Source organism: Phyllobacterium phragmitis, from assembly GCF_002980495.1.
Classification (GTDB): Bacteria; Pseudomonadota; Alphaproteobacteria; order Rhizobiales; family Rhizobiaceae; genus Paramesorhizobium; species Paramesorhizobium phragmitis.
Map to the genome: position 1 here is coordinate 1 of NZ_PVBR01000026.1, position 24,613 is coordinate 24,613.

Sequence of the window (24,613 nt, forward strand, 5' to 3'; positions counted from 1 at the left end):
GCATCGCCACCCGTCTCGCACGACAACACGTTCATCCCGCTCATATGATCGCATGGTCACTTTGGCGACGAGCACATCAGGCCGCAGCCCAGCAAGCACACTTCACGTCAAAAGTGCAACTGTAATGATAGGGCTTACGAACGTGGTTCCGTCAGCTTCGACAGATCGAACTCGACACGCAGAATATCGCCGGGTTCGATTTCCGTGCGTTCGTTGGCGGCGATTTCCTGATAGCTGTTGTCATCGTTTCTGAGCACGGTGAATGTCATCTTGCGGGCAATATCGCTCGACGACACGTTTCCTGATGCCTTGGCGATCTCGGCCATGCTGTCGAGAAGCGACTGGCTCTTCCGTTTCATCCGGGCAAGGCTGAGATCGATCTCCTGGAGGTTTGTCGCGGATTCGTTCCTGCGGACATCGCCGAGCGATGCGATGCGCTGCTGCACCGCAAGCTGGCTCTGCCGCGCCCTTGCGAGAAATGAACCGAGTTCCAGCGCATCGCGCCGGGTCGATGAAAGTTCGCGTTCCATTTCCCTGAGGCTCGATTTTGCCGCCAGTCCGCGCTCGACGAGCGTCTTCGACGAATTGACGTTTTCCTGGAGAAGCGCGATCTCGTCATTGTGCAGGCGAATGCTCGCCTGCAGCGTCTTGATTTCATCGGAGAAGCTGTCGACTTGCGAACCGAGCGCCCGTTCCTCGGCAGCCAGCGTATTGCGCCTGATGTTGAAAAGCGTCATTTCGCCATCGATGACGCGCTGTTTCAGGGTTTTATCCTCGTCGTTTACAACAGGGGGAAGCGTATATTCGAAGGTGCGTCCCTCGAGTTCCGCTTCGGTTCGCGCGCGCTTCACCTGAAGCGCAAACATTTGCAACTGCAGATCGGCATATTCCTGTCGGGCCGAGATCATCTGCATGCCGGCGGTAACGGAGGGACTTTCACCCTTGCCCGCGCCGCCGCCAAGAGCGAGCAGTTCGAGCGCGATCATCCCCGGCCGGTATTCGTACTTGCCGGGGGTGCGGATATCGCCGAGCACGAAGACCGGCGCATATTGGCTGATCGTGGCCGTGACGGCGAGGCCAGGCATGTGCTGGGCTAGAGCCTTCCCCAGCCTTTCGCCGACCTGCGACGGGGTGAGACCAGAAACCGTGACGCTCCCCACCATCGGATAACCGATGCTGCCGTCGGGGCCTACAGGATATTGGCCCGTGAGATCGGCCTGGCCGAAAACCGTGATCTGGAGCACGTCGTTCGGATTGATCCGGTAGCTGCCCGTTTCGGCCGCAAGCGACGCCAGTGATCCGAGCCACAAAAGGCCGGTCAGTGCCGAAGTGCCTTTCAGGACGATGGAACGGAAGGAAAATGCTGCATGAACGTCACGCATAGCGGTGCTTCCTCATTTTTCGGGCGCTGGATATATCTCCGGATCAGCCGAACAGCCGGCGCAAACCGGCCATAGGCCTGCCCCGCCTGTCATGTTTTCTTTTGGGTCTGACCTGTCGCGGCAATCGGTACGCCGGCAGCGGCTTCAAGGGCTTTCAAATCGCGCAATGTGCCATCGGTGGCCTCGCGGAAAGCGGTGCCGGCGGCAGCGGCGACGCCGCCTATGCCGAAGCCGAGAAGCAACCATGTCAAGATGCGCGGGCTGGCTCGGGCGCCCGCAGGTTCCGCCATTGAGATCATCTGCGCTTCGGGCGCGGCTATGCCGTCCTGCTCGATCGTCTGTTTATACCGGGTCAGATAGCTCTCGTAGATTGCCCGGTTGGCATTGGCTTCGCGTTCGAGTTGAGCCGCTTCCACTTGTGCCTGATCCGCTTTGGAAAGCTCGTTCTGCGCCTCGCGCAAATTGGCTTCCATGGTGCTGCGCCTGCGTTCCGCGATGGCGATCTCGTTGGAGAGGCTCTTGATGATTTCATCGACCTCAGCCGTTATCTGCTTTTTCAGCGCCTCTTTTTCGGAGATCAGGGCAGGGATTTCGGCGCTCTTCACCGCACCGGTGGATTGCAGTTCGGAAAGCCGCCGCTCCACGCGCGCTTCCTCCAGTCGCAACGCCTGGATCGCCGGCGAAGCGAGTATTTCCGCAAGGGCCGGCGCATCGTTTCCCTGCCTTAGCGCTATCGCGGTCTGAAGCCGCGCCTGCGCCATCGACAGAGCGCCGGTCGAGGCGACGATTTCGGCATTCAGTGCCGCAACGCGCTGCGCCTGGAATGTCACGCCGTTGGCTTCCGCGAGACCGGCCTTCTGACGGAAATTCTCCGCGGCTTTCTCGGAGGCTTCGAGATCGGAACGTAACGTTACGAGCTTGTCGCCAAGCCAGTCGCTGACGCGCCGGGTCGCCGATTGCTGGACGTCGATCTGATGCGCGAGATAGGCTTCGCCGAAAGCGTTTGCCACCTTCGCGGCATAGGTCGGATCCGGGGCGCGATAGGTGATGAAGATGGTGTAGGAGCGCCCGTCATTCGTCACCCGCAGGTTGGAGATGAGAATATCGGTCTTTCTGCGCTCGGTAGCGGAAAGCTGCGGCTCGTCGGTTGCAGGCGAGGCGACGGGTTGGGCATAGGCCACGCCGTCGAAAAGATCGCGAAAACGCTCCGCCCAATTCGAGAGAAGCGTTTTCGCCGGTTCGTCGGTGATAACCGCAACGCCTTGCGATTCAAGGCGTCGGATAACCTTGTGTGCCATCATCCGCGAATTGATGATGTCGAGTTCCGTTCGCAGCACCGGACTATCCTGCGGCAGCGGCGATACGACGGATTCTGTCGGAAACGCCTGCACACGGCGGACGTCCAGGACGAGAACCGCTTCGGAGACATAGCTCAAAGGGGCCGTCGAATAACCGGCGAGCCCGATGCCCAGGCCCGCCAGTGTCGGAATTGTCAGCATGTATTTCCGACGTTTGACAAGCGTCAGAAACTGCGGCAGCGATGCCCGCGAACCGGCGGACGGCACCTCGGATATGATCACGGTCGTTCTCCCAGAAAGGTCCAAAGGCAACGGGACGGTTGAATTCAGTCTGCGTCTGCGAAACTGGATTCTGAGGGAAATAGATCGTTGATCATGTAGGCGACCTCGGTCCGGTTGGTCGCCTTGAGCTTTTTCATGATGTTTCGGATGTGAACCTTTACCGTGCTTTCCCGCAGGTTGAGCTCATAGGCGATGATCTTGTTCGCCTTTCCCCGGCGCAGCGCTTTGACGACTTCCGCCTGACGCTGCGTGAACATGCCCCCCATTGGACGGGTTTCCTGGGTGCCGGTTTCAGCGGCGTGGCGCATGGCCAGAACGCTGCTTGCAGGTACGAAAGTGCCCCCTGCCATTGCCAGCCTTATCGCCTCGACGCAAACATCGATCCCGACCGATGTGGGGATATAACCATGGACCCCGCATTCGAGCGCTTTCAATATTTGCGACATGTCTTCCTTGTCGGCCAGGATGACGACGGGCACGGACCCGCATTCCGACACGACCCGACGTAAATGACTGGTCATGTTGGGATCGGATACCTTCTGGCCTCCGATATTGATCAATATGGCCGTGGCCGGTTGATCCTGCCTTTGAGCCAACCATTGTTCAAAAGAACCGATTGCGACCACAGGCATGCCGATATTATGGGACCGGAGGCTCTGCGCGATGCATTCCCGGTCCAGTGTGCGGCTGTCGATCACGAAGAGCGCTGCTTCAGCTATATCGGCATCCGCTTCATCTCTGATTTCATTATGTTTAGGAGTTCCCGATAGTATAGATTTGTGCCGGAAAACCGGAATATTGGTTTCAGTGTTTCTGAGTATCGTTTCCATAATGATAGCCTCCCACCAATGAAGGCATGAGTCATATTGAGGAGACAAGAGTTAACCCTGCCTGCTCTGAGATAGTTTGAACTGTAGTTCACACTGACCGTTGATTTTGTGATGTGCGAATACACAGTTTTCTTATCTGTTGATATTACCCACGCCTCACTTTTTGCTCGCAATAAATTATTGTAGTCAATCCAGCCGGGTGTCATTAACATAAATTAGCTGTTTCGAAATTTCAGGAGCATGAAAGCGCGCTTTGCATACACAATTCGAGGTATGGAAACGTCGCGTGCTGAACAGCGGCTCCTTCGTTCGGCTGAATTATCCGCCGGCAGGAGCGGGGAACCCCCTATTATTCCTTCGTTATTTTTCTCCAGCGCCTGTTGACCATGCGCCGCCGGCAAGATTTACAAATGCTGCGTCTATGGGGTTGCGAGACTGATCTTTGGCTGGATTGTGCTGTTCTTTCGAAACAGGCGGTGCAGCTTAAAGTAGTGATACAGGCGGCGCAGTCTAAAGTAGTGATTTAGAACGATTACATTTTTTCCGGTTTTATGTGAAACTCCAGGTAATGGTTTGCGCTTGGGGATGAATTTCATACCGAATGGGTTTCATGTCGAATGAATCGAAATCATTGCTGGGACTCTTGGAAGCAGCGCCCATCAAGGCGAGATTCAATGACGCGGATATAAAGGCTATTCATTCGCTTCAAATCAGCTTGAAACGTTATCCGCCCCACACTGTCGTCTACAATCAGGGAGACGCGGTTCGCAGCGTCTACATCACCAATTCGGGCTGGGGCTGCGTGTATCGCGATCTTCCGAGCGGTGATCGGCAGATCATGGATTTTCCCCTCCGGGGCGATACTGTCGGATTGCGGATGCCGGCGGTGTTCAACTACAACACCTACGCTTCGATAACCGAGATGTCGGTGTTCGAGATTTCGCAACACGCACTCAATGCCATCGTGCTCCGGTCCCCCTATCTCAGCAACGGGATCATGGCGCTGATGGCCAGGCAGCGCGCTTTTCTCATTGAGCATCTGACCAATCTGGGGCGCCGCAACGCCTTGGTCAGGACGGCGCATCTGCTTCTGGAAATGGGCGTCAGGGCCAAGCACAGCGGCATGGGAACGGAAAAGGGCTATTCCTGTCCGCTGACCCAGTACGAGCTGGCCGATGCGCTTGGACTGACCGCAATTCACGTCAATCGTATGCTGCGCGAGCTCAGGGAGCAGAATCTCGTCGCTTTCCGCTATGGCGAGGTCGAGTTCATCAATCGCCCTGGATTGGTGCGCCTCGCGAATTTCGATGAGAACTATCTGGCGATGGGAATGTTCACGGATTTCAAGTGAGCGTATCCGCTCCACAGCGCCATGCGTCTTACCGGACGCACAAAGGACGCCGTAGCATTTGAATGGCCGCATATTTTTATCTCAAATCAGCACCGATTTGAGGAAACATGCAGTAGCTTCCGTCTGGAGCGCCGGATATCGCCCGCCCAGGCGGGTTTGCCTGGACAGGCGAAGGGCATCAGAGCGAAGCAGCCTCCTTTGCGTGTTCGGCTGAATGCGCGGCGCTCTGGTCTTTTCTGCGATAGTGGACTCGCATCATTTCCCGCCATTCACCGTCGTCGCCAAGCACTTCGGCGGTGAAGAGACGATAATCATTATCCTTGATGGTGATGATGTCGCGGTATTTCGCCATCTTCCCTTCGGTGGTGAAGTCAGGGCCTTCGGCCTCGAGCGTCAGGACCTTCCCCGTCTCGTCGAGCCAGCCGTCATAGATCCAGAGATAGGTCATCATCGAGCCGATCCATGTGCCGACATAGCGCTTCTTGTGTGGATCATACCCGATCGTCAGGATCGTGGTGACGGGCCCTACCTGGGGCATCTCGCCCTTTCCTTCACCCACGACCCAGAGCCCGTGAAGCGAGCGTACACTTTCGGTCCAGGTGGCGCTGGTGGAACCTTCCTCGCCTGAGCTCTCCGCACCTGATGCCTCGGCATCCGATCCCTCGGGACATTGTGTATGGGCGTCCATCTCGCAAGTCCACTCGCCGACGAGCTGCTGCAGCCAATGATGTTCTTTCTGCGGTTCTGCTTTCATGGTTTCCTCCTCAGGGTTTTGGTGATCTCAAGTCACGCGCAACAGGCGCGCAGATCAGGTGCATTCTCATATTCGTCGTGACGGCGCACCCAATCCATGATGGTCGTCTCATTGCGGCCCTTGGGCGCAAGATCGAGGATCATGAACGTGCCGATCAGCTCTTCGGCGCCGCGGGCATAGGTGGAATAGGTGTGGAAGACGTTGCCCGCCCCGTCCTTGTAGAAGGCGCTCATCCCGGGCAGTTCCTCGAAAGCATCCGCCGCATCGGTCTCGGTGAAATTGTAGAAGACCTTGCCTTTTGCCAGATCTTCCGGCGAGAACGAGACGTGGTAGTCATAGTTGAAGTCGTTATTGTAGGACGAGACCCAGTTGAAGCGCCAACCCATGCGCTTCTTGTAGGCAAGGATTTCCGGGAGAGGCGCGCGGGAAATCGCGGCGAATGTGACGTCGTGATTTTCCAGATGGGCAAGCGCCCCGTCGATGTGATCGGCTTGGAAGGAGCAGCCGACGCAGCCTGCTTCCCAGCCGGGGCCGAGCATGAAGTGGTTGACGATCAGCTGACTGCGACCGTCGAACATCTCGGCAAGCGTCTTCTTGCCTTGCGTTGTGTCGAAGACATAGTCCTTCTCGACCTTGACCCATGGCAGGGCAAGCCGCTCGGCATTGAGCTTGTCGCGTAGCTTCGTCATTTCCTTTTCGCCGGCGAGAAGTGCTTTTCGCGCATCAAGCCATTCCTCGCGGGATACGACAGGATGGGACGTTTTCGGGTTGTGCATGTGATCCTCCTCTTGCTTCTCCATTCCAGCGCCGTGCCGCCTGTTGGATGCCACACAAGGACGCTGTAAGCTATTGAATCCGCACCTCTTTCTCTCAGGAAACCGGTTCCGATTTCGGGCTGGTGCGGGCGTGGCCCTCGATCCTGACCGGACGTTTTTCCTTGACAGAATACGTTGATATCAACATTATTATCCCATGTCAAATCCCTTGGAAATTCCCTTCGAAACAACGCTTCTCGTTCGCGACAACTGCCTCTGCCTCCATGTGCAGCGTGCGGCACGAGCCCTTGCGCGGCGCTTTGACGATGCATTGCGGCCTATTGGGCTGACGAGCGGTCAATTCTCGCTGCTGATGTCGCTCAACCGCCCCAAGCCGCCGACGATCGGTTCGGTTTCGATGCTGCTTGCCATGGACCGGACGACGCTGACCGCCAATCTCAAGCCGCTCGAGCGCCGTGGTCTGATCGAGGTCAGGCCGGACGAGAACGACCGACGCAGCCGGCTGATGACGCTTACGCCTTCAGGAAAAGCGCTGCTGGGAGCAGCCGTACCGATATGGAAGGCCACTCATGCGCAGATCGAGCGGCTTTTGGGCGATTCCGACCCCAGCCGCCTGCGCGCCGATCTTTCTGCCCTATCTTGAGCAGGCCCTATCTTGAGCAGGCCTTGTGTTGAGCGCGGACCCATAATCCATTTGGATATGGCCCGCGCCGGCTTTTTAGTTCTGTGGAGCTTTAGGCTGATGTTGTTTGTGGCGGCAGCGGGAATAACCACCCTTTGCCAGCCTCAATATATTGGAAATGCGTGTCCGATCATTCGATGGCTTGGGCATTTCCTCATGGATCTTCTGCAGAACATGCGACGGAACCGGGCGTGGTTTTCTGGTTGGACCAGTCACTACCTCATTCATTGTTGTCCTCCCTCAAACGGTGATGCCACCCCGCCGAAAGGCGGGGTGAGAGCTTCACATTGTCTGAATGAAACGAATTCTAGCGCGTTCCCTCGGAAAGACAATCAATGTCTATCGTTTCACGATGAAAATTTCGAATGCAGACGTTTCCGTCCGTAGAACGGTTGCTATAGGGGGCGAAAACATCCCCACCCCGTCATTCCTGTGCTTGTCACAGGAATCTATGCCTCACCGATGCCGCTGTTACGACGGTTGGAAAAGGGTGTTTGCCACCGTCAAGAGTGAGGAACGCCTGAACGCATCGTTTCCGTCTGAAAGTGAACTGCTCTAATAGATACTCAGCCAGGGCGGAGGAGGAAAATAGCATGGAGAGGCAAATGAATGCCCGCGAAAATTGTTTCGTAAGCATAATATCTCCGCACGGGTTGAAGATACGGAGCGTGCCAATGATTGCGGTATACGCGAATCGCCTTTTTGCAAAACTGTATGTTTTGAAAATCCCTTAGGCGCGTTAAATTTTAGCCCTTGCCCGCCGTCAAGCCGATCGACCAAATGTCCGGCCATATCGGCTTCGGGATATCAGGCCGAAACCTTCCGGCCGTCAGGGAGCAGTTCACCGCGTTTCTCCAGTTCCTCGCGGATCAGTTTCTTGGTGACCTTGCCATAGGCCGATTTTGGCAGGCTCTCCCAGAACACGAACCATTTCGGCATCTTGTAGCGGGCGATCCTGCCGTGGAGCCATCGATTGAGATCGTCAGGCCCGACGGCTGAACCGGCGCGCGCCACGCAGACCGCGATGCCGACTTCGCCCCACATCGGATCGGCAATACCGAGAACCGCCGCCTCACTGATATCGGAGTGCAGCAGGATCTTTTCCTCGATCTCGCGCGGATAGATGTTTGATCCGCCTGAGATATACATGTCGGAAGAGCGGCCGGTGATATAGAGGAAACCGTTTTCGTCCATATGACCGAGATCGCCCGTCCGGAACCAGCCGTTCCTGAAAGCCTTCGCATTGGCTTCCGGATTATCGTAATAGCCGGCGAAGACCGCCGGACCGATGACGCAGATTTCGCCGGTCATGCCGGGAGCGGCCTCCTCGCCCCGATCGTTCTGGATCTGTACTTCCATCCCCGTGCGCTCAAAGCCGCATGTGCCGATCCGCGCCTCCGGCCCGTCTTCCGCTATGTGCTGGGCGGGGGGAAGCACGGTGATATTGCCGGTCACCTCGCCAAGGCCGAAATATTGGACGAGAACCGGCCCGAGCTTCTCAATCGCGCGTTTCTGGTCCGCTCGGTACATCGGTGCGCCAGCATAGATCACATAGCGCAGCGACGAATGGTCGAACAGATCGACGGAAGCGTCCTCCACCAGCATCTTCAGGATCGTCGGGACCGTGAAGGCATTGCTGACGCGCCATTTCTCGATCAGTGCCCAGATGACCGTGACATCGAGCTTTTCGGCCGGCGGCAGGATGGTCTTGACCCCATGCGCGACCTGGGCGAGCTGATGGATGCCGGCACCATGGGAGAGGGGAGCGACGACGATCGACGCGTCGTCCCGTCCGGTTCCCGGCATCAGGTCGCAAAGATGATTGGTGATGACGAAGGCCATCTGTCCATGAGTGAGCACCGCCGCCTTCGGCCGGCCCGTCGTGCCTGACGTGAAGAAGAACCAGCAGGGATCGTCCCGGTCAACTGCGACGCTCTTGCAGGCGTGGCCGAGAAAACGTTCGACGATCCTGTCATAATCCTCGCCGAAATCCGCCTCGCCGATCGCAAAGATAAATCCAAGATCGGGCGCGGCCTCCCGGCAGGCTTTCGCGTGACCTGGAAATGCTGCGCCGCAGATCATGCCGCACGCGCCGCTGGCCTTCGCCAGATAGGCCACCTCCTCGGGCGACTGGCGGTAATTGGTCGGAACCCAGACGGCGCCGATGCGAAAACAGGCGAACATCGATTCGAACATCTGGTTGCAATTCGCCGCCTGAACCAGAATGCGGTCACCCTTTGTCACACCGAATTCGGCGATAAGCGCTGCCGCCATGGCGTTGACGCGGTTCTCCATCTCGGCCCACGTCCATTGCCGCTCGCCCCAGACGAAGCCGATGTCCTGCGGGTTGCGCCGTGCCGCCTGGGTCAGAAAATGCGCAAGGTTCATGACGCGCGTCGAAATCGGGCCGACGCCGCCGCGCGGACCCTTCGTCATCATCTCACGCGCTCCAGGATCGAAACATAATTGGCGACCGCCGCTCCGCCCATGTTGAATATTCCTGCAAGATCGGCATCTTTGACCTGCATGTCGCCTGCCTCGCCCATCAACTGCATCGCCGCCATGATGTGCATCGACACCCCGGTCGCGCCGATCGGATGCCCCTTGGATTTCAAGCCGCCCGACGGGTTGACCGGCAGCCTGCCATCCTTGTTCGTCACGCCTTCGCGCACGATGCGATGGCCTTCGCCCGGCTTGGCAAGGCCCATCGCCTCATATTCGATCAGTTCCGCGATGGTGAAGCAGTCATGCGTCTCCACGAAGGAGAGATCGTCGAGGCTCGTATTCGCATCGGAGAGCGCCCCGGCCCAGGCACGGCGCGCCCCTTCGAAGGCCAGCATGTCTCGCCGGCTGAGCGCCAGGAAATCGTTTGCTTGCCTGCGGGCACGAAAGCCGATGGCGCGCGTCAGAGCCGCCGCTGTTTCCTCATCGGCGATGACAAGTGCTGCCGCACCGTCGGAAACCAGCGAACAGTCCGTGCGGCGCAGCGGCGCGGCGACATAAGGATTCTTTTCCGAAACGGTGTTGCAGAATTCGAAGCCGAAATCCTTGCGCATATGCGCGTAAGGGTTGGCCATGCCGTTGGCGTGGTTCTTTGCCGCGATCATGGCGAGCTCTTCCGAGCGGTCTCCATAGCGCTGGAAATAGGCTTGCGCGATGCGACCGAACAGGCCGGCGAACCCGCCTTCCACGTCCGCCTCTTCCCCGCGGTAGCTGGCGCCGAGCAGGATGTCGCCCACCTCCGCCGTCGGCGTCGCCGTCATCTTCTCCGCACCGACGACGAGCGCGATGCGGCCGCGCCCCGCCTCGATGAAATCCATCGCGCTATAAAGTGCAGCCGACCCCGTGGCGCAGGCATTTTCGAGCCGGACGGCGGGCACATGGGCAAGCGCCTCATTGTTCATCGCCACGAGCGCACCCTGAAAATCCTGCTTGAAGAAGCCGTTGTTCATAACGCCGACGAAGATGCCGTCGACATCTTCCGGCGCAATGCCGGCATGTTCGAGCGCCGGCGCGGCAACGGACGCCATCAGCTGCTCGGTATTCTCCAGTTCGGATTTTCCGAAGGGCGAATGGGCCCATCCCACGATCTGCGCTTTCGTCATTTGGGTGGTCTCCTCGTTTGAAATCTTGGTGCGGGCTGCTCGCGTGGCCGATTGCGGGAGGCGAACATCTGGGCGAGCTTCTCCTCCACCAACCTTGCCTCTTCCCTCAGACAGCCGGCAAGCTCGGCCTGTCTCGGTTCCTGCATGCGGCTGTCGATGGCGGCGATGCTGAGCGCTCCGGCCGGCCGGCCGTCGGGCGTCAATACCGATACCCCGATCCCCCATGAATTGGCGATGATGAGACCGGGATTGAGCGAATAGCCCCTGGCGCGCGTCAGCGCCACGTCGTCGCGGATACGTTCAGGCGTCAGCATCGGGTAGCTCTCCTCCAGCAGCCCTGCATTGCCCGAAAGTATCGTCTCTATCTCCTCGTCGGGTAAAGCGGAAAGTATCGCCAGCGATCCCGCGCCGCATCCAAGCGGATGCTCGAAACCCGCCTGGAGCACATGCGTGCGTACCGGATAGGTGCCTTCCTCTCGGTGCAGGCATACCGAAAAGGCGTCGCGCCGCACGGATAGGAAGCTCGAATCCTGCGTCTTCTTCGACAAGCGGATCAGGCTTTCCATGGAAAGCTGCAGCAGGCCGAACCGCCGCGAGGCGAGGCTCCCCAGCACATAGGCTTCTTCTCCGAGATGATAGCGTCGGGTTTCGTCGTCCTGTTCCACCAGGCCCGCGCGCATCAGCGCCAGCAGCAAGCGCCGTGTCGTCGGCTTGTTGAGGCTGCTTTCCTCGACCAGTCCGGAGAGCGAAACGCCACGGTCGGCATGCCTCCCCACCATGGCCAGGAGGCCGAGAGCGCGGTCCACGCTTTGCGATCCGAAGATTCCGACCATTGTGCCTGGTGGCCTCATGATGATCCATAATATGGACCTACAATTTATCGAAGGTGCCAGAGGAAGTAAAGAAGTTCACTATCATCTACACTTCCTCCATGCGTAGCGAATGCAGCCATAAATTACGGGTTCCATACAGAGGTAAAATGTTCCATTATATGGACCTGTATCCGGTTCGGAATGATTGTGGAGGTCAGTCCCGGGCCGTTGGGTGAGCCAAAGGAGGAGCCATCATGAAATTTGCCAAGCTGGGCATCGCTGCCCTCACATCTGTCGTGGCGAGCTTCGCCCTGTTGGGCGCGGTCTCGGCCGAGACCTTCAGGCTGTCGCAAAATACGGGCAATACCACGACCTGGCAAAAGGGCGCGGAGAAGTTCAATGAGTTGCTGAGCGCGGCGACCGATGGAAAGATGCAGGTTCGCACCTTTCCCAATGCAACGCTTTCCGGCGGCGACCAGATGAAACAGGCCGAGATGGTCAGCCGTGGAGCGCTCGATTTCGTCATCACCTCGGCCATCAACGTGACGCCGCTGGTGCCGGAAATGGCGGTATTCTCGCTGCCCTATCTCTATAGCGACTATGCGCAGGTCGACGCCAGCACTGATGGCCCGGCGGGCGAGAAGATGAAGGAAATCATGGCCAGTCGCGATATCATCGTGCTGGCCTGGGGCGAAAACGGCTTTCGCGAAGTCACCAACAATGTCCGGCCCATCAAGTCGCCAGCCGATATGAAGGGGCTGAAGATGCGTGTTGCCGGTCCGATGTATATCGACGTGATGAATGCGCTCGGCGCCAACCCGCAGCAGATGCAATGGACCGAGACGTTCACCGCGCTCCAGCAGGGCGTGGTCGACGGGCAGGAAAATCCGATCGGCGCCGTCATCATTCCGCAGCGCGTCTACGAAGTGCAGAAATATCTGACCGCCTGGCATTATTCCTACGATCCCATCTTCCTCGGTGTCAGCAAGAAACGCTGGGATTCATGGGACGATGAAACGAAGGCGAAGGTCCAGAAAGCGGCTGTTGAAGCCATGGCCTATCAAAAGAAGATCACGCGCGAGGATACCGAAAAAGGCATCGCCTTCCTGCGCGAGAAGGGCATGGACGTCTATGAGCCGACGACCGAGGAAATCGGCGCCTTCCGTGAAGCGACGAAGCCTGCCTTCGATAGTTGGGCGGCAAAGGTCGGTCCGGATCTGGTGAAAACCTTTCAGGATGCGATTTCAGGATCCAATTGACGCCGAAGGCTTGAGCCGCGAAGAAGAGAAAGCCGGTTCGCCGGCTTTTTTGCCAATCGGGCTGCGGGAGGAACCAAGCCATGCGCTTTGTGCTGCGCGACGCCGAAAAGATCATCTGTGCGGTCATCTTCCTTGCGATGACGGCGCTCGGCTTCGTCAATGTCGTCGTTCGCTATGCGACCAATTATTCGCTGGCCTCCTCCGAGGAGCTTTTGACCAACGGATTTCTGCTGCTCACCATTTTCGGCGCGGCGGTGGCGGCACGCACGGGCGACCATCTCGCCGTCACCCTCGTCTACGATCTGGTTCCCACCCCTTTGCGGAAGCTTATCCTGATCGTCTCGAGCGTTCTCGCGGTTCTGCTGCTGGCGCTTTCCGCCTGGTTCTGCTGGCAGTTGACGGCCAATCAGATGGCAAGCGGCATTCGCTCCTACGCCCTGCAGATCCCGGCCTGGTATTACAGCGCCGGCCTGCCATTCGGCTTCGCGCTGATCATCCTGCGTTACGCCCAGCATGCGATGGATAGCTGGCGCGATATGGAGAACAAGACGGAAAATGGGGATCAGGCCCATGTCTGATCTCGGCGCCGGCAGCCAGATGGTGATCCTGTTCTTCATCCTGCTCTTCCTGCGTGTCCCGGTCGCCTTCGCGCTGGGTCTTTCGGCGGTCTATGCGATGTGGGTCCTGGGCTTCGGCCTTGATTTAGCCGGCGATCTGATCGCCACCGGCATTGCCAAATTCTCGCTCCTCGCCATCCCGTTCTTTATCCTTGCCGGCACGCTCATGGGCTCGCTCGGCATTGCCGAGCGGATGATCCGCTTCTTTCGCGTGCTGATCGGCAGCCTGCCCGGCGGCATGGGCGTGGTCGGCACGGTGGTCTGCCTGTTCTGGGGCGCGGTCAGCGGATCCGGCCCCGCTTCGGTCGCCGCCATCGGGCCGCTGATCATCAAGGGCATGGCCGAGGATGGCTATTCGCGCAGCTTCGCAGCCGGTCTCGTCTGCACCGGCGCGGCACTCTCGATCGTCATTCCGCCTTCGATCGGCCTCGTCATCTATGGCGTCATCGCCGAAACCTCGATTTCCGATCTCTTCATCGCAGCGATCATCCCGGGTCTGTTCATGGGCGTCCTGATGCTGTTCACGCTTCCCTTCGCAAGGAAGAATGCCGGCCTCGGCGGAGCGCCGAGCCTCGACCGGCTCATGCCGCAGCCCCATGCCGATCTGCCCTATCTCAGGCGGCTCTGGAGCAGCTTCCAGGAATCGTTTTGGGGTCTGATGACGCCTGTTGTCATCCTGGGCGGCATCTATTCCGGCATGTTCACGCCAACCGAGGCTGCCATCGTCGCAACCGTCTATGCACTTGTCATAGGCGGCATCGTCTACCGCACCCTCACCATCCGGGGCTTTTATGATTCACTCGTGGCGGCAAGCGCATCGTCGGCGGTCGTCATGCTCGTCGTCGCCTATGCCAGCCTGTTCGGATGGGTGGTGACGGTCGATGATCTGATCGGCCAATATTCCGCATTCCTGCTCGGCCTCAGCGAAAGCCAATGGATCATCCTGCTGGTGATCATGCTGGTGTTGCTGATCGCCGGCATGTTCATGGACGCCATCACCATCATGTTCATCACGCTGCCGATCTTCCTGCCGGTGGCGCGCGAACTGGGCTGGGATCCCGTCTGGTTCGGCGTGCTGGTGATGATCAATCTGGCGATCGGCCTCTTCACGCCGCCTGTCGGCATCAATCTCTATGTGGCGGCCAATATCACACGCCTGCCCCTGGAGCGGATCGCCCGCGGCGCGGTCCCTTTCCTCCTCACCAGCCTGATCGGGCTCGGCCTGGTCGCCATGTTTCCGCAGATGTCGCGCTTTCTCGTCGATGCCTTGAAATAGCTGAGCGGCATCAGCGCCGCGACAGCAGCCAGAGGAGAAGCGGGCTCGTGATCAAGGTGGCGACGAGCCCGGACGGAAGCTGCCAGGGGAAATCCACCACGCGTCCGAGCCAGTCGGCAAAAAGCATCATCATCCCGCCGGAAAGTGCCGCCCCTGCCATTTGCGGCAGGGCGCGCGCCAGACCACACTGGCGGGCAAGATGCGGCGCCATCAGCCCGACGAACGTCAAAGGACCTGCGACCAGCGTCGCCGCAGCCGTCGCAAGGGCTGCGAAGCCGAGCAGCGTCAGTGTGCTCAGCTTCAGGTCGATGCCCAGTTCCCGCGCCGTGTCCTGGCCAAGCGGCAGAACATTGAGCCATCGCGAAAACAGCGGCATCAGCCCCATGACGATAACCGCGCAGACGCCGGCGCCCGCTGCGGTGGCGGGCGTGACGCCATAGGTCGATCCCATCATCCAGGTGAAGAGCTGCATCATGCGCGGATCGCCCGTCGCCATCAAAATGGCGAATAGCGAAGAAAGCAGCGCGCCAAGCGCCACGCCGGCGAGAAGGATCTGGTTGGGCGAGGTCCGGCCGGAGGCGACGATGCCGAGAAGCAGGGTGAGGACGAAAAGCGACCCGAGAGCGGCAGCACCGGTCAGAACCGCATAGGACGGGGCGGAGAAGAGAAAAAGCGCTGCGACGATGCCGAGGCCCGCGCCTGAGCTGACGCCGAGGATTTCCGGGCTGGCCATCGCATTGCCGGTGAAGCGCTGCAGGATGACGCCGGCCACCGCCAGCATCGCGCCGGCGGCAAATGCCGCCGTCACACGGGGGAGTCGCCAAGGCAGGAGTGTCTGGAACATTTCGCCCCGCACGAATTGCCAACTGCCATCGGGCGCCCGCCCGAAGCACAGCGATATCCAGATCGCCGCCAGCGCAAGCACGAACAGGACCGAGAGCAGAAGCGCGGGGTTGCCGACCCTTTGAGGCCTGGCTGTCGGGGATGACAGGGCAGGCTTGTTGATCATCCGCAGCCGGGGCAGCAGCCAGAGCAGAACCGGCGCACCCAACAGGGCTGTCACCGCGCCGGTCGGCAGTGCGATGTTCACCGTCGCGTCGAGGAGCTGCACCGTGACATCCGTTATCAGGAGAAGTGCCGCGCCGAATACCGGCGACCAGAAAAGCTGCCGCTTGAAATGATCCGCACCCAACGATCGGGCGAGCGCCGGGGCGGCCAGCCCGATGAAGCCGATGATTCCGACCTGCGCGGTCACGGCGCCGGCGAGTGCGGTCGCCAGGATAAGACCGGCGGCGCGCACGGCAAGCACATTGACGCCGAGCGCCGCCGCGCCGTCCTCCAGTCCCAGAACGATCAAAGGCCGCATCATCAGCACCACCAGAAGGGTCAGGACGCCGAGGCGCGGCAGGAGCGCGCTTGCCGTTTCCCAGTCATACTGCTTGAGCACGCCGCTTCCCCAAAGGAACAGTCCGGCGAGATAACGCTCATTGTGCAGCACCAGCGCGGCGGAGATCGCCGCGAACATGAGGCCGATGATCAAACCTGATAGGATCACCGTGAACGGCGCGAATTGCTGCCGCCATGAAAAGGCGAAGACCAGCAGCACCGCGACCATTCCGCCGCCCAGCGCCACCGCATCCCGGCTCCAGCCGATCAGGCCGGGGAAGAAGATGATGGCGGCGGAAAGCGCAAGCTGCGCTCCGGCGGAAATGCCGAGCGTCGAAGGTGATGCAAGCGGGTTTTGCAGCACCTGTTGCAGAACCGCTCCGGCAAGTCCGAGTGCCGCGCCCGAGGCAAGGCATACCGCGAGACGTGGCAGCAGGCTGTAATGCACGCGAAGCTCGCCGATATCAGCGACATCGGGCGCGAAGAGCGCCGCATAAAGCCTTTCCGCAGGCACCTGCCACAAGACGAGCAGCAGCATTCCAAGAAGGGCGGGCAGAAACATCGACAGCGAGAAAAGGACCGCGCCTCTCGCCGAATGGTTAGAAGCCATTATTGCTCCCGAAATCGGCAAGCAGCGTCGCGATGCGGGTTGCCGATGGCAATGTGCCGAACATCAGCACCGTCGGAAAATGAGCGACCCGCCCCGAACGCACGAAGGACATGTTCCGCCATAGCGGACTTCGCCCCAGCGCGGCCAGGACATCCGGCGGGATGGGGTCGAAATAGAACATGCGGGCGTTTTGGCCGACATCCAGATCTTCCACGCCGATCACCGAAAACCCCCAGGCATTGGTCTCGCCCTGCCATGCGTTGGCGATGCCCATGCGATCCAGCACATCCTGATAGAGGCTGTTCCTGCCATAAACCCGGACATGGTAGAGATCGTAGAAATTGACGAAGAAGCAGGGCGTGTCACGCAGCGCGCCGCTTCGGGAGCCCGCCTGCGCGATCGTTTCCTCCGACTGTGCAATCAATCGTTCCGCCTCGCTTTCCCGCCCGAGAATCGTACCGATACGGCGTGTCGCGGCAAGAATATGCGGCCAGGGCGGCGTGCCCGTCGCATGAACGGGCAGGACTTCGACCGGCGCCACGCGTTCGAACAGATGCCGCGATGCCTCGAGATAGGGCGTCGTGAGGATGAGGTCCGGTTCGAGTTGCTGCAGGACTTCCATGTTGATTTCCAGCGCGCCGCCGAGATTGGCCACACCAGCGGGTAGCGGTGGTTCCAGCACCCATATGTTCCAGTCCGGCACTGCGGGAATGGCGATCGGCGGCGTCCCGAGCGCGATCATGGTCTGCGCCAGGCCATAATCGAGCGAAACGATGCGCTTGCCCGCCGCCCGTGCTCCTCCCGGAACAAGGGCCGTGGCGAGCCCGCCGCCCAGCAAGGCGCGGCGGGTCATTCCGGTCTCAGGCTTCGGGTCTGGCTTTTTGGGCATGGATTGCGATCGGATTTTCCAGGGTGCCGACGAATTGCAGGCTCTTTTCCGGATCGAGGAGATCGAGCATCTGCTGATTGTTGTTCAGTTGCAGCCGGTTGAGGCAATTACGGATGAACTCGGGCGCGAAGAGATCATAGCGCTGGTATTTCTCGGCGAATTCGGGATGCTCCGCTTGATAATTATGGATGCATTCCGCCACGAGTTTCCAGAAAATCTCTTCTTCGAGTACGCCTTTTTCCACCAGAATCGCAGCCAGGTAGCGGAAGAAGCAGTCGAAGATATCGGTGAAGATGCAGGCGAGCTTGGTATCGTCGCTGATGGCGTAGGAAATGCGGCTGATATTCTCCGGCAGCTCCATGCTGCCGTTGACGATACCGATCTCCTCGCCGATATCCTTCATGATCACCCGCACGGGAATGCCATCCTCCATCACCAGGATCAGGTTTTCGCCATGCGGCATGAAGACGAGATCATAGGCATAGAAGCAGTGGACGAGCGGCGCCAGATAGGCTTTGAGATAGTGCCTTGTCCACGCCGCCGCATCGAGACCGGACGTGTCGATCAACGCGACCACGAGCGCATCGCCTGAAGTATCGATGTGCAGCAGCGAGGCCATGGTCATCAGCTTCTGGCCCGGCTGCAATTGCGACATCGGGCTTTCCCGCCAGAGCGCCGACAGCATCTTCTTGTAGGGCGTGTCGCTCTTCAGCGCCGTCTCGTAATAGCGGTTGCGATAACCGATGGCGGCGACCTCGCGAATGATGCTGAAGCCGTTTTCCTTCAGCCACGCATCCTGCTCGATCAGATTGCCGAGCCATTCGTTGATCGCCGGCGTCGCCTGCATGTAATAGGGCGAAAGTCCGCGCATGAAGCCCATGTTGAGCACCGATAGGGCGGTCTTCACATAACGCTTGCCCGGATGGCTGATGTTGAAGAAGGTGCGGATCGACTGCTGGGCGAGATATTCGTCCGGCCCGTAGCCGAGACACACGATATGCCGGTTGGCGACATCGGCGGCAAAACCCATCGAGATCTTGTTGAACCATTGCCAGGGATGGGCCGGCATATAGAGATAGGCCGACGGATCGAGCCCCAGTTCGCGCAGGCGGGTATCGAAATCGCGCACCAGATTCGGCCCCAACTCCTCATTGAGAAGCCGCTCGTAGCTGAGATCAGACACGCAGGAGAAAGCCGCTTTGTCCCGATGCACCGCCAGCCAGACGATGGTGACCGGACTTGCCGCCTCGGGCGCGTAGCGGGAATAGTCCTGGACGTCGAAGCCGATGCGGCCATTATTGGCGATGAAGGTCGGATGTCCTTCCATCATGTTGGTTTCGATCGTCTGGTAGTCGGCCTCAGCCAGTTCGGCAGCCGATAGCGCCTTCGTCGCGTGCTTGAAGGCGCTGCCGTAAAGCGTGCTGCTGATCTCGTCGAGATAGACCGGCATCATGCCTTCCCGGATGCCGAGAAGCGGTGCGAATTCGATGATGAATTCCAGCGCGTCGAGAGGGGCAGGGCGGCCATGCAGCTGCTTTTCGATCGAGGCCGGATCGATCAGCCAATGATCGAGGCTCAGGCGCCGCGCCTGGAAGACATATTGCAGCTCCGGCGAGCCATTGCCCAGCGTGTAACAGTTCCAGTTTTTAGCGGTGGACCAGTCTTTCGCGGTGGAAATGAGCTTCGGCTCGATCAAAAGCTCATGCGCGAATTCGGCAATGGCCTTGCGGACCAGGAGGCGGTTCACCTTCGCCCATAGTTCCGGCTGCATGTGCGCGGTCGCATGTTCGGGGCGGCTGTAGGCGTTGACGATCCGGTTCATGAACGGGTCTCCCCGGCGATTGCCCTGGCATATTGTTCGCGGGTGCAGAAGGCGAGATGGGCGTCTTTTTCGCGCAGCGCGATGATGCGGTCATATTCGAAACCGGCACGGCGATTGAGCACATGGATCTTGTCGTTTCGCACATCCGGCTCGACCACGACGCGTTGGACCAAGGGATCGCTGAAATGAAATTCCAGGATCGTGCGCATCACCGCGAAAGTGAAGCCGGGAAGGGGCCGCTCGGCCGGGGCGACGAGAAAATGCATGCCCCGGTCGCCGGGCTGGACCTGGTAGTGCTCGCCCACCTGATCATGTCCAGGGTCGTAGGATTCGACCAGAAAGGCCGGATTGCCGTCGTGCAGTCCCATATAGGCCGTGCCATGGCCGGACCCGATGAGCCCGCGGTAGAAATCCTCCACTTCGTCGCGCGTCTTGTCCTGCATGCTCCAGAAGCGCGCATAATCCCGGGTGAACCAGTCATGCAGCCGAGCAATATCGGAGGGAATGGCGAGCGGGCGCAGGGCCAGTTCGCCGATCCCGGTGAAATTCTTTTTGAAAAGTGCGTTTGCGTCAGGCCGTCCCGGCAGCCGTTCAATGCTTTGCATGATCGATATCTCCAAAATGCCTTTTACGCAGCGTCTGGTCGGGCGCGTGCGGTGCTTGTGCTTGGCCGTGCGTGAACGGCGAAGTGCTGAAAGACCGTATCCCGCTCGATCGGGTAATAATCCCGCCCCAGCAATTCACGGATGATGCAGCTGTTGCGATAGCAGGCCATGCCGAGATCGGGCGCAACGAAGCCATGGGTGTGGAGCTCGGCGTTCTGGACGAATATTTCCGAGCCCGACATGTCCACGCTGTAATTGCGGTTGACGGCGAACCGCCCCTTCGTGTCCCACCGGATCCGGTCGGAAATAGGGGCGAGGAAATCAGGCAGCCTGTAGGCATAGCCGGTCGCAAGCACCAGCCCTTCGGTCTCGACAATGCAGTTCGCCTGCTGCTCCTTCTGGTGGAGATCGAGCACGAAAAGCCGCTTCTTCTCATCGTAATGGCAATTCCGAAGCTCGATATTGGTCATCAGCCACGTGTCGATGTCGGCGATCAGCTTTTTCTTGTAGAGCAGATCGTAGATATCGTTGATGAGCGTGGCGTTGATCCCCTTGTAGAGGTTCTTCTGCTCGTCGATCAGGCGGTCGCGCCGGTGCTGCGGCAGGCCATGGAAATAGTCGGTATAATCAGGCGATGTCATCTCCAGCGTCAGCTTGGTCAGCTCCAGCGGGAAGAAGCGCGGAGAACGCGTCACCCAGTTGAGCCGATAGCCGAAACGGTCGATGTCCTGCAGGAGGTCATGATAGATCTCGGCCGCACTTTGTCCGCTGCCGACGATGGTGATCGACGTCTTCGTTTGAAGCGACGGTTTGTCCTGGATGTAGGATGCCGTATGCGTAACCTGACCGGCCACGTCCCGGCAGCATTCCGGCACCATGGGCGACGTTCCGGTGCCCAGCACGATGCGCCGCGTTTGGTGGCTGAACAGGGCACCTGTCTTGGTGCAAAGACCCTGGACCGTATAGAGCCGGCTGTTCTCGTCGAACGTGACGCGCGTCACATTGCGGTCGAACAGGATGTTCGGCAATTGCCGCGCCACCCAGTCGCAATATCGGTTGTACTCGTTGCGCAGGAGGAAGAAGTCCTCCTTGATATAGAAGGAATAGATACGGCCCTGCGATTTGATATAGCTGAGGAAGCTGTAAGGGCTCGTCGGATCGGCCAGCGTGACCAGATCGCCCAGAAAGGGCGTCTGCAGCGTGGAGGATTCCAGCATCATTCCCGGATGCCAGTTGAAGCGGGAATTCCTGTCGAGGAAGAGGCCGTTCAGCCCTTCGATGGGCTCGGTCAGGCAGGCCAGGCTGAGATTGAAGGGGCCGACGCCGATGGCGATGAAGTCGTAGATCGAAGCGTGCATATCAAGCATCTCTCGAATGTTGCATTCATTGAGAAAACGCCTTCACATCAGGCGAAGGCGCCGTACTGCCGGTCTGCAATCCTGACTTCATGGGGCTCAAGCCCTATGCAGTCGGAACTGCTCCCACCCGCCCGCTATGATATTCGTTCCCTTATTGGTCCTCCGGCATCCCAGGCCGAAGGAATATTGGCTTCCCGGAAAGCCGTTTTGCGCCTACCAGCGATATCGAAGACTGGCGATGACAGTCCGCCCCTGATCGACATAGCAATAGCCGTTGGTGCAGATATCGTCGTCTTCGTCGAGGAGATTGGTGGCGTTGATCTGAAGCCGAGCGCCTTTCAATTTCGGGTTCAGTGCTTCGAGGTCGTAGTGCATGGACGCGTCGAGGAAGACGCGCGCATCGTTCTTGAAGCTGTTCTGGTTGTCGCCGAAGCTCGAGCCGACGAAGCGCGCGCCGAGGCCTGCGCCAAGTCCGGTCAGAGGTCCGGAAACGAAGCTGTAATCGCCCCAGAGCTTCACGACATTGCGTGGCGTGCTCGAAGCCGTATTGCCCTGGATGCCGGCGGTATCGTCGAGGATGCGCATGTCGAGATAGGTATAGGACGCGCGCAGGTTCAGGCCGTTATCCAGCGTGGCCGACCCCTCGATCTCGAAGCCGCGCGAACGCCTGTCGCTCTGGATCTGCTGGTTCCGGCCGTCCACGACCTCGTAATAGACGCCGTTGGTCTGCTCGATGTTGAAGAGCGAGGCGGTGACCGAGGCATTCAGCCCCGGCACATCATATTTGACGCCGATCTCCTGTTGCTCGGCTGTCGTGGCCTCGAACAGCGAACCCGTGTTCGCGTCCCAGCCGAGGTTGGGCACGAAGGCCGTCGAATAGCTGACATAAGGCGCAAGCCCGAAATCGGTCAGATAGGTCAGCCCGACGCGCCCTGAAAAATCCCCGTCGGAACGCTTTTCGACAGGCTCCTGGCCTTCCGCTACCCACCCCAGCGATACACTTTCCGCAGTGTACCAGTCATATCGCCCGCCAAGCGTCAGAACCCAGGCATCATATTTGATCTGGTCCTGAAGATAGACGCCGATGGAGGATAGCTTCTGCGTTCTGGACGGGGTCGTCGCTGGGTTTTCTATGGGCTGGGAGCCATAGTTCGGATTGGCCGTATCCAGGGGAGGAGCCACGCCGAAGCCGGATTCCTCATCAAACTTGGCGTAGCTCGCATCGATGCCGGCAAGCAGCGTATGATTGACCGGCCCTGTCGAAAAATCCGCCTGGAGCTGGTTATCGACGACGACATTATCCAGCGTTTCAAGATAATGGCCGGTGCCGCGCGTCAGTTGGTCGGGTATGTCAGGGCCGCTCGCATACTGACCGCTATCGATATACGCATACTTCAGATCGAGATTGGTGCGGGAATAGCGAAAACTCTGGCGCAATTGCAGGGTATCGTTGAACCGATGCTCGAATTCATAGCCGATCCGCCCCTGCTCCTGGTCGAAATCATTGTAGTTCGGATCGCTGTAGAAGAAGTCCGTCCGCCCGTTCGGATCATTGTAATTGACGACGGCGCCGCCGGTCAGGAACCGCATATATTCCGCCAGGATCGTCAGCTTCGTGTCCTCGTCCGGCTTCCAGGTGATGGCGGGGGCGAGATAGACGCGGTCGTCAGGCGTTCCCATGAGTTCCGTATCGCTGTCGCGCAGAACCCCCGTCATGCGATAGAGAACGCCGCCATCGGCCGTCGCCGGACCGGAGAAGTCGAAATTGGTCTGGTAACGGTTGCGCGATCCGTATTGAAGCTCGATCTCGTTCAGCGGCGTATCCGTCGGGCGCTTGGTGATGAGATTGATCAGGCCGCCGGCGCTGGTTCCGCCATAAAGCGCCGATGATGGACCCTTGAGGACGCTGACGCCCTCCAGTCCGTAAGGCTCGGTCTTGTAGAAGCTCGTGCTGACGGCCATCTGGCGCAGGCCGTCGCGAAAGGTGCCGTTGGCATAGGCATCGAAACCGCGCACATAATAGGAATCCATGCGCGGATCGAAGCCGAAGGAATCGACGCGCACGCCGGGCACATAGGCGATGCTGTCCATCAGGCTTTGCGGATTGCGGTCCTGCAGTTCCTGCTGCGTCACATAGGAGATCGATTGCGGTATTTCGTTGAGAGGCGTGTTGGTTTTCGTGGCCGTGGTTCCGCTCTTGACCACATAGCCATCCGCGGAGAATGTCCCGGGAATCGTATCGAGCGTATTGATCGTGATCGTGTCGAGTTGGATGACTTCTCCGCTGCCGACACTCCTGTCTTGGCTTTCGGCATTCTGTGCGAGTGCCGGAAAACTCATCAACACGGTCGAAAAGACGAAGGGCAGAGACGTCCGGTTCACGATGTCCTCGCATTTAAATCATGATGACAGTGATCATGTTTTGGTAGCTGTGCTGCTACCTACAAAACATGATATTTAGAGTCAAGATTAAATGGCGGCCACCGCGTAAATCCTTGGATCGGAAGCGGTTCAAGGTCGAAACCATGTGCAATTTCAAGATGTTGAATCGCATTTGCGTGTTCAATTGGACACGCAGCGCAGTGAATTGTGGAATACAGAAAAACAGCCCTGCTGCACGATAGTGCGGCGGGCTTGAAAAAGACGGCAATAGCACCAGAGCGGCGGTGCCGCTCTGGTGCTATTGCGGCTGTATAGCCGTCTGGACGGAACTATTTTGCCAGAGCCGGCGGATCGGAGGGGATCTCAGCCTCCGTCTCCTGCTGGACATGCTGAAGTGCGCCAAGAAGATACATCGCATCGGGCAGCGGTATGTGAAATGTCTGGAAGCCGGAATTCTGGTCTCCCAAGCGTACTTGCACGACAGGCTCCTGGGGAGCGAGCCCGTAGACGAAGCGGAAGCCCGTCACGTGTTTGCGTTCTTCATCAGGCAAATCCGCGGGCCCTCCATCTATCCGCGGGGTAACAACGGTGTTGGTGGCGTTACCCCAACGGTTTTCTTTCTCAGGCATTCAAACCT

19 protein-coding genes and 1 pseudogene are annotated in these 24,613 nt (G+C 59.1%); 5 read left to right on the plus strand and 15 right to left on the minus strand.

The window, feature by feature from the left end:
* Nucleotides 1-134: 134 nt before the first annotated feature.
* The 3 genes and pseudogenes from C5748_RS23675 to C5748_RS23685 all read right to left on the minus strand — a co-directional run bounded on the left by C5748_RS23675 (nucleotide 135) and on the right by C5748_RS23685 (nucleotide 3,792).
* Complete coding sequence (locus tag C5748_RS23675) at nucleotides 135-1,382, minus strand: polysaccharide biosynthesis/export family protein (RefSeq protein WP_105744956.1); 1,248 nt, start codon at nucleotides 1,380-1,382, stop codon at nucleotides 135-137.
* Nucleotides 1,383-1,501: 119 nt separating this feature from the next.
* Nucleotides 1,502-2,962, minus strand: a pseudogene (locus tag C5748_RS28670) (GumC family protein); the annotation flags it as partial.
* A 44-nt stretch (nucleotides 2,963-3,006) separates the two neighbouring features.
* On the minus strand, nucleotides 3,007-3,792 hold the full coding sequence (locus C5748_RS23685; protein ID WP_105744960.1) for a response regulator transcription factor: 786 nt from the start codon (nucleotides 3,790-3,792) through the stop codon (nucleotides 3,007-3,009).
* Nucleotides 3,793-4,393: 601 nt separating this feature from the next.
* On the opposite strand from C5748_RS23685, the gene C5748_RS23690 reads away from it, so the two are divergent.
* Nucleotides 4,394-5,143 (plus strand): Crp/Fnr family transcriptional regulator, encoded by a 750-nt coding sequence (locus tag C5748_RS23690; protein WP_105744962.1) that lies wholly within the window; start codon nucleotides 4,394-4,396, stop codon nucleotides 5,141-5,143.
* Between the two features lie 178 nt (nucleotides 5,144-5,321).
* Here the strand turns inward: C5748_RS23690 and C5748_RS23695 are convergent, their stop codons facing one another.
* The gene (locus C5748_RS23695) at nucleotides 5,322-5,897 is read right to left on the minus strand and encodes a DUF1579 domain-containing protein (protein ID WP_105744964.1); all 576 of its coding nucleotides are present in this window, start codon (nucleotides 5,895-5,897) and stop codon (nucleotides 5,322-5,324) included.
* 32 nt (nucleotides 5,898-5,929) lie between these two features.
* Nucleotides 5,930-6,673: a DUF899 domain-containing protein gene (locus C5748_RS23700; protein WP_105744966.1), complete on the minus strand. Its 744-nt coding sequence runs from the start codon at nucleotides 6,671-6,673 to the stop codon at nucleotides 5,930-5,932.
* Between the two features lie 196 nt (nucleotides 6,674-6,869).
* Between C5748_RS23700 and C5748_RS23705 the strand changes: the two genes are divergently transcribed.
* Nucleotides 6,870-7,316, plus strand: a complete 447-nt coding sequence (locus C5748_RS23705; RefSeq protein WP_105744968.1) for a MarR family winged helix-turn-helix transcriptional regulator — start codon at nucleotides 6,870-6,872, stop codon at nucleotides 7,314-7,316.
* Nucleotides 7,317-8,162: 846 nt separating this feature from the next.
* Here C5748_RS23705 and C5748_RS23715 read toward each other — a convergent pair.
* The 3 genes from C5748_RS23715 to C5748_RS23725 are packed head-to-tail and all read right to left on the minus strand — an operon-like array spanning nucleotide 8,163 to nucleotide 11,793.
* Nucleotides 8,163-9,791 (minus strand): acyl-CoA synthetase, encoded by a 1,629-nt coding sequence (locus C5748_RS23715; RefSeq protein ID WP_105745055.1) that lies wholly within the window; start codon nucleotides 9,789-9,791, stop codon nucleotides 8,163-8,165.
* A complete protein-coding gene (locus C5748_RS23720; RefSeq protein ID WP_105744971.1) occupies nucleotides 9,791-10,960 on the minus strand; it encodes an acetyl-CoA acetyltransferase in 1,170 nt (389 codons plus the stop codon). Before C5748_RS23720 ends, C5748_RS23715 begins: the two co-directional genes overlap by 1 nt.
* A complete protein-coding gene (locus C5748_RS23725) occupies nucleotides 10,957-11,793 on the minus strand; it encodes an IclR family transcriptional regulator (RefSeq protein ID WP_199194886.1) in 837 nt (278 codons plus the stop codon). The genes C5748_RS23720 and C5748_RS23725 overlap by 4 nt, the downstream gene beginning before the upstream one ends.
* Nucleotides 11,794-12,026: 233 nt before the next feature.
* Between C5748_RS23725 and C5748_RS23730 the strand changes: the two genes are divergently transcribed.
* The 3 genes from C5748_RS23730 to C5748_RS23740 all read left to right on the plus strand — a co-directional run bounded on the left by C5748_RS23730 (nucleotide 12,027) and on the right by C5748_RS23740 (nucleotide 14,924).
* On the plus strand, nucleotides 12,027-13,031 hold the full coding sequence (locus tag C5748_RS23730; protein WP_105744975.1) for a DctP family TRAP transporter solute-binding subunit: 1,005 nt from the start codon (nucleotides 12,027-12,029) through the stop codon (nucleotides 13,029-13,031).
* 80 nt (nucleotides 13,032-13,111) lie between these two features.
* Nucleotides 13,112-13,609 (plus strand): TRAP transporter small permease, encoded by a 498-nt coding sequence (locus C5748_RS23735; protein ID WP_105744977.1) that lies wholly within the window; start codon nucleotides 13,112-13,114, stop codon nucleotides 13,607-13,609.
* A complete protein-coding gene (locus C5748_RS23740; protein ID WP_105744979.1) occupies nucleotides 13,602-14,924 on the plus strand; it encodes a TRAP transporter large permease in 1,323 nt (440 codons plus the stop codon). Before C5748_RS23735 ends, C5748_RS23740 begins: the two co-directional genes overlap by 8 nt.
* A 10-nt stretch (nucleotides 14,925-14,934) precedes the next feature.
* On the opposite strand, the gene fhuB is transcribed toward C5748_RS23740, so the two are convergent.
* From fhuB to C5748_RS23775, 7 genes are all read right to left on the minus strand, one after another.
* Nucleotides 14,935-16,920 (minus strand): Fe(3+)-hydroxamate ABC transporter permease FhuB, encoded by a 1,986-nt coding sequence (gene fhuB, locus C5748_RS23745; RefSeq protein ID WP_105744981.1) that lies wholly within the window; start codon nucleotides 16,918-16,920, stop codon nucleotides 14,935-14,937.
* Nucleotides 16,910-17,773: an iron-siderophore ABC transporter substrate-binding protein gene (locus C5748_RS23750; RefSeq protein ID WP_105745057.1), complete on the minus strand. Its 864-nt coding sequence runs from the start codon at nucleotides 17,771-17,773 to the stop codon at nucleotides 16,910-16,912. The genes fhuB and C5748_RS23750 overlap by 11 nt, the downstream gene beginning before the upstream one ends.
* A gap of 7 nt (nucleotides 17,774-17,780) precedes the next feature.
* Nucleotides 17,781-19,631 (minus strand): IucA/IucC family protein, encoded by a 1,851-nt coding sequence (locus C5748_RS23755; protein ID WP_105744983.1) that lies wholly within the window; start codon nucleotides 19,629-19,631, stop codon nucleotides 17,781-17,783.
* Nucleotides 19,628-20,236, minus strand: coding sequence for a GNAT family N-acetyltransferase (locus tag C5748_RS23760; RefSeq protein WP_105744985.1), 609 nt, complete (start codon nucleotides 20,234-20,236; stop codon nucleotides 19,628-19,630). The genes C5748_RS23755 and C5748_RS23760 overlap by 4 nt, the downstream gene beginning before the upstream one ends.
* 23 nt (nucleotides 20,237-20,259) lie before the next feature.
* The gene (locus C5748_RS23765; protein WP_105745059.1) at nucleotides 20,260-21,594 is read right to left on the minus strand and encodes a lysine N(6)-hydroxylase/L-ornithine N(5)-oxygenase family protein; all 1,335 of its coding nucleotides are present in this window, start codon (nucleotides 21,592-21,594) and stop codon (nucleotides 20,260-20,262) included.
* Between the two features lie 213 nt (nucleotides 21,595-21,807).
* A complete protein-coding gene (locus tag C5748_RS23770; protein WP_245581948.1) occupies nucleotides 21,808-23,976 on the minus strand; it encodes a TonB-dependent siderophore receptor in 2,169 nt (722 codons plus the stop codon).
* A gap of 329 nt (nucleotides 23,977-24,305) precedes the next feature.
* Nucleotides 24,306-24,605: a hypothetical protein gene (locus tag C5748_RS23775; protein WP_105744989.1), complete on the minus strand. Its 300-nt coding sequence runs from the start codon at nucleotides 24,603-24,605 to the stop codon at nucleotides 24,306-24,308.
* Nucleotides 24,606-24,613: the final 8 nt, after the last annotated feature.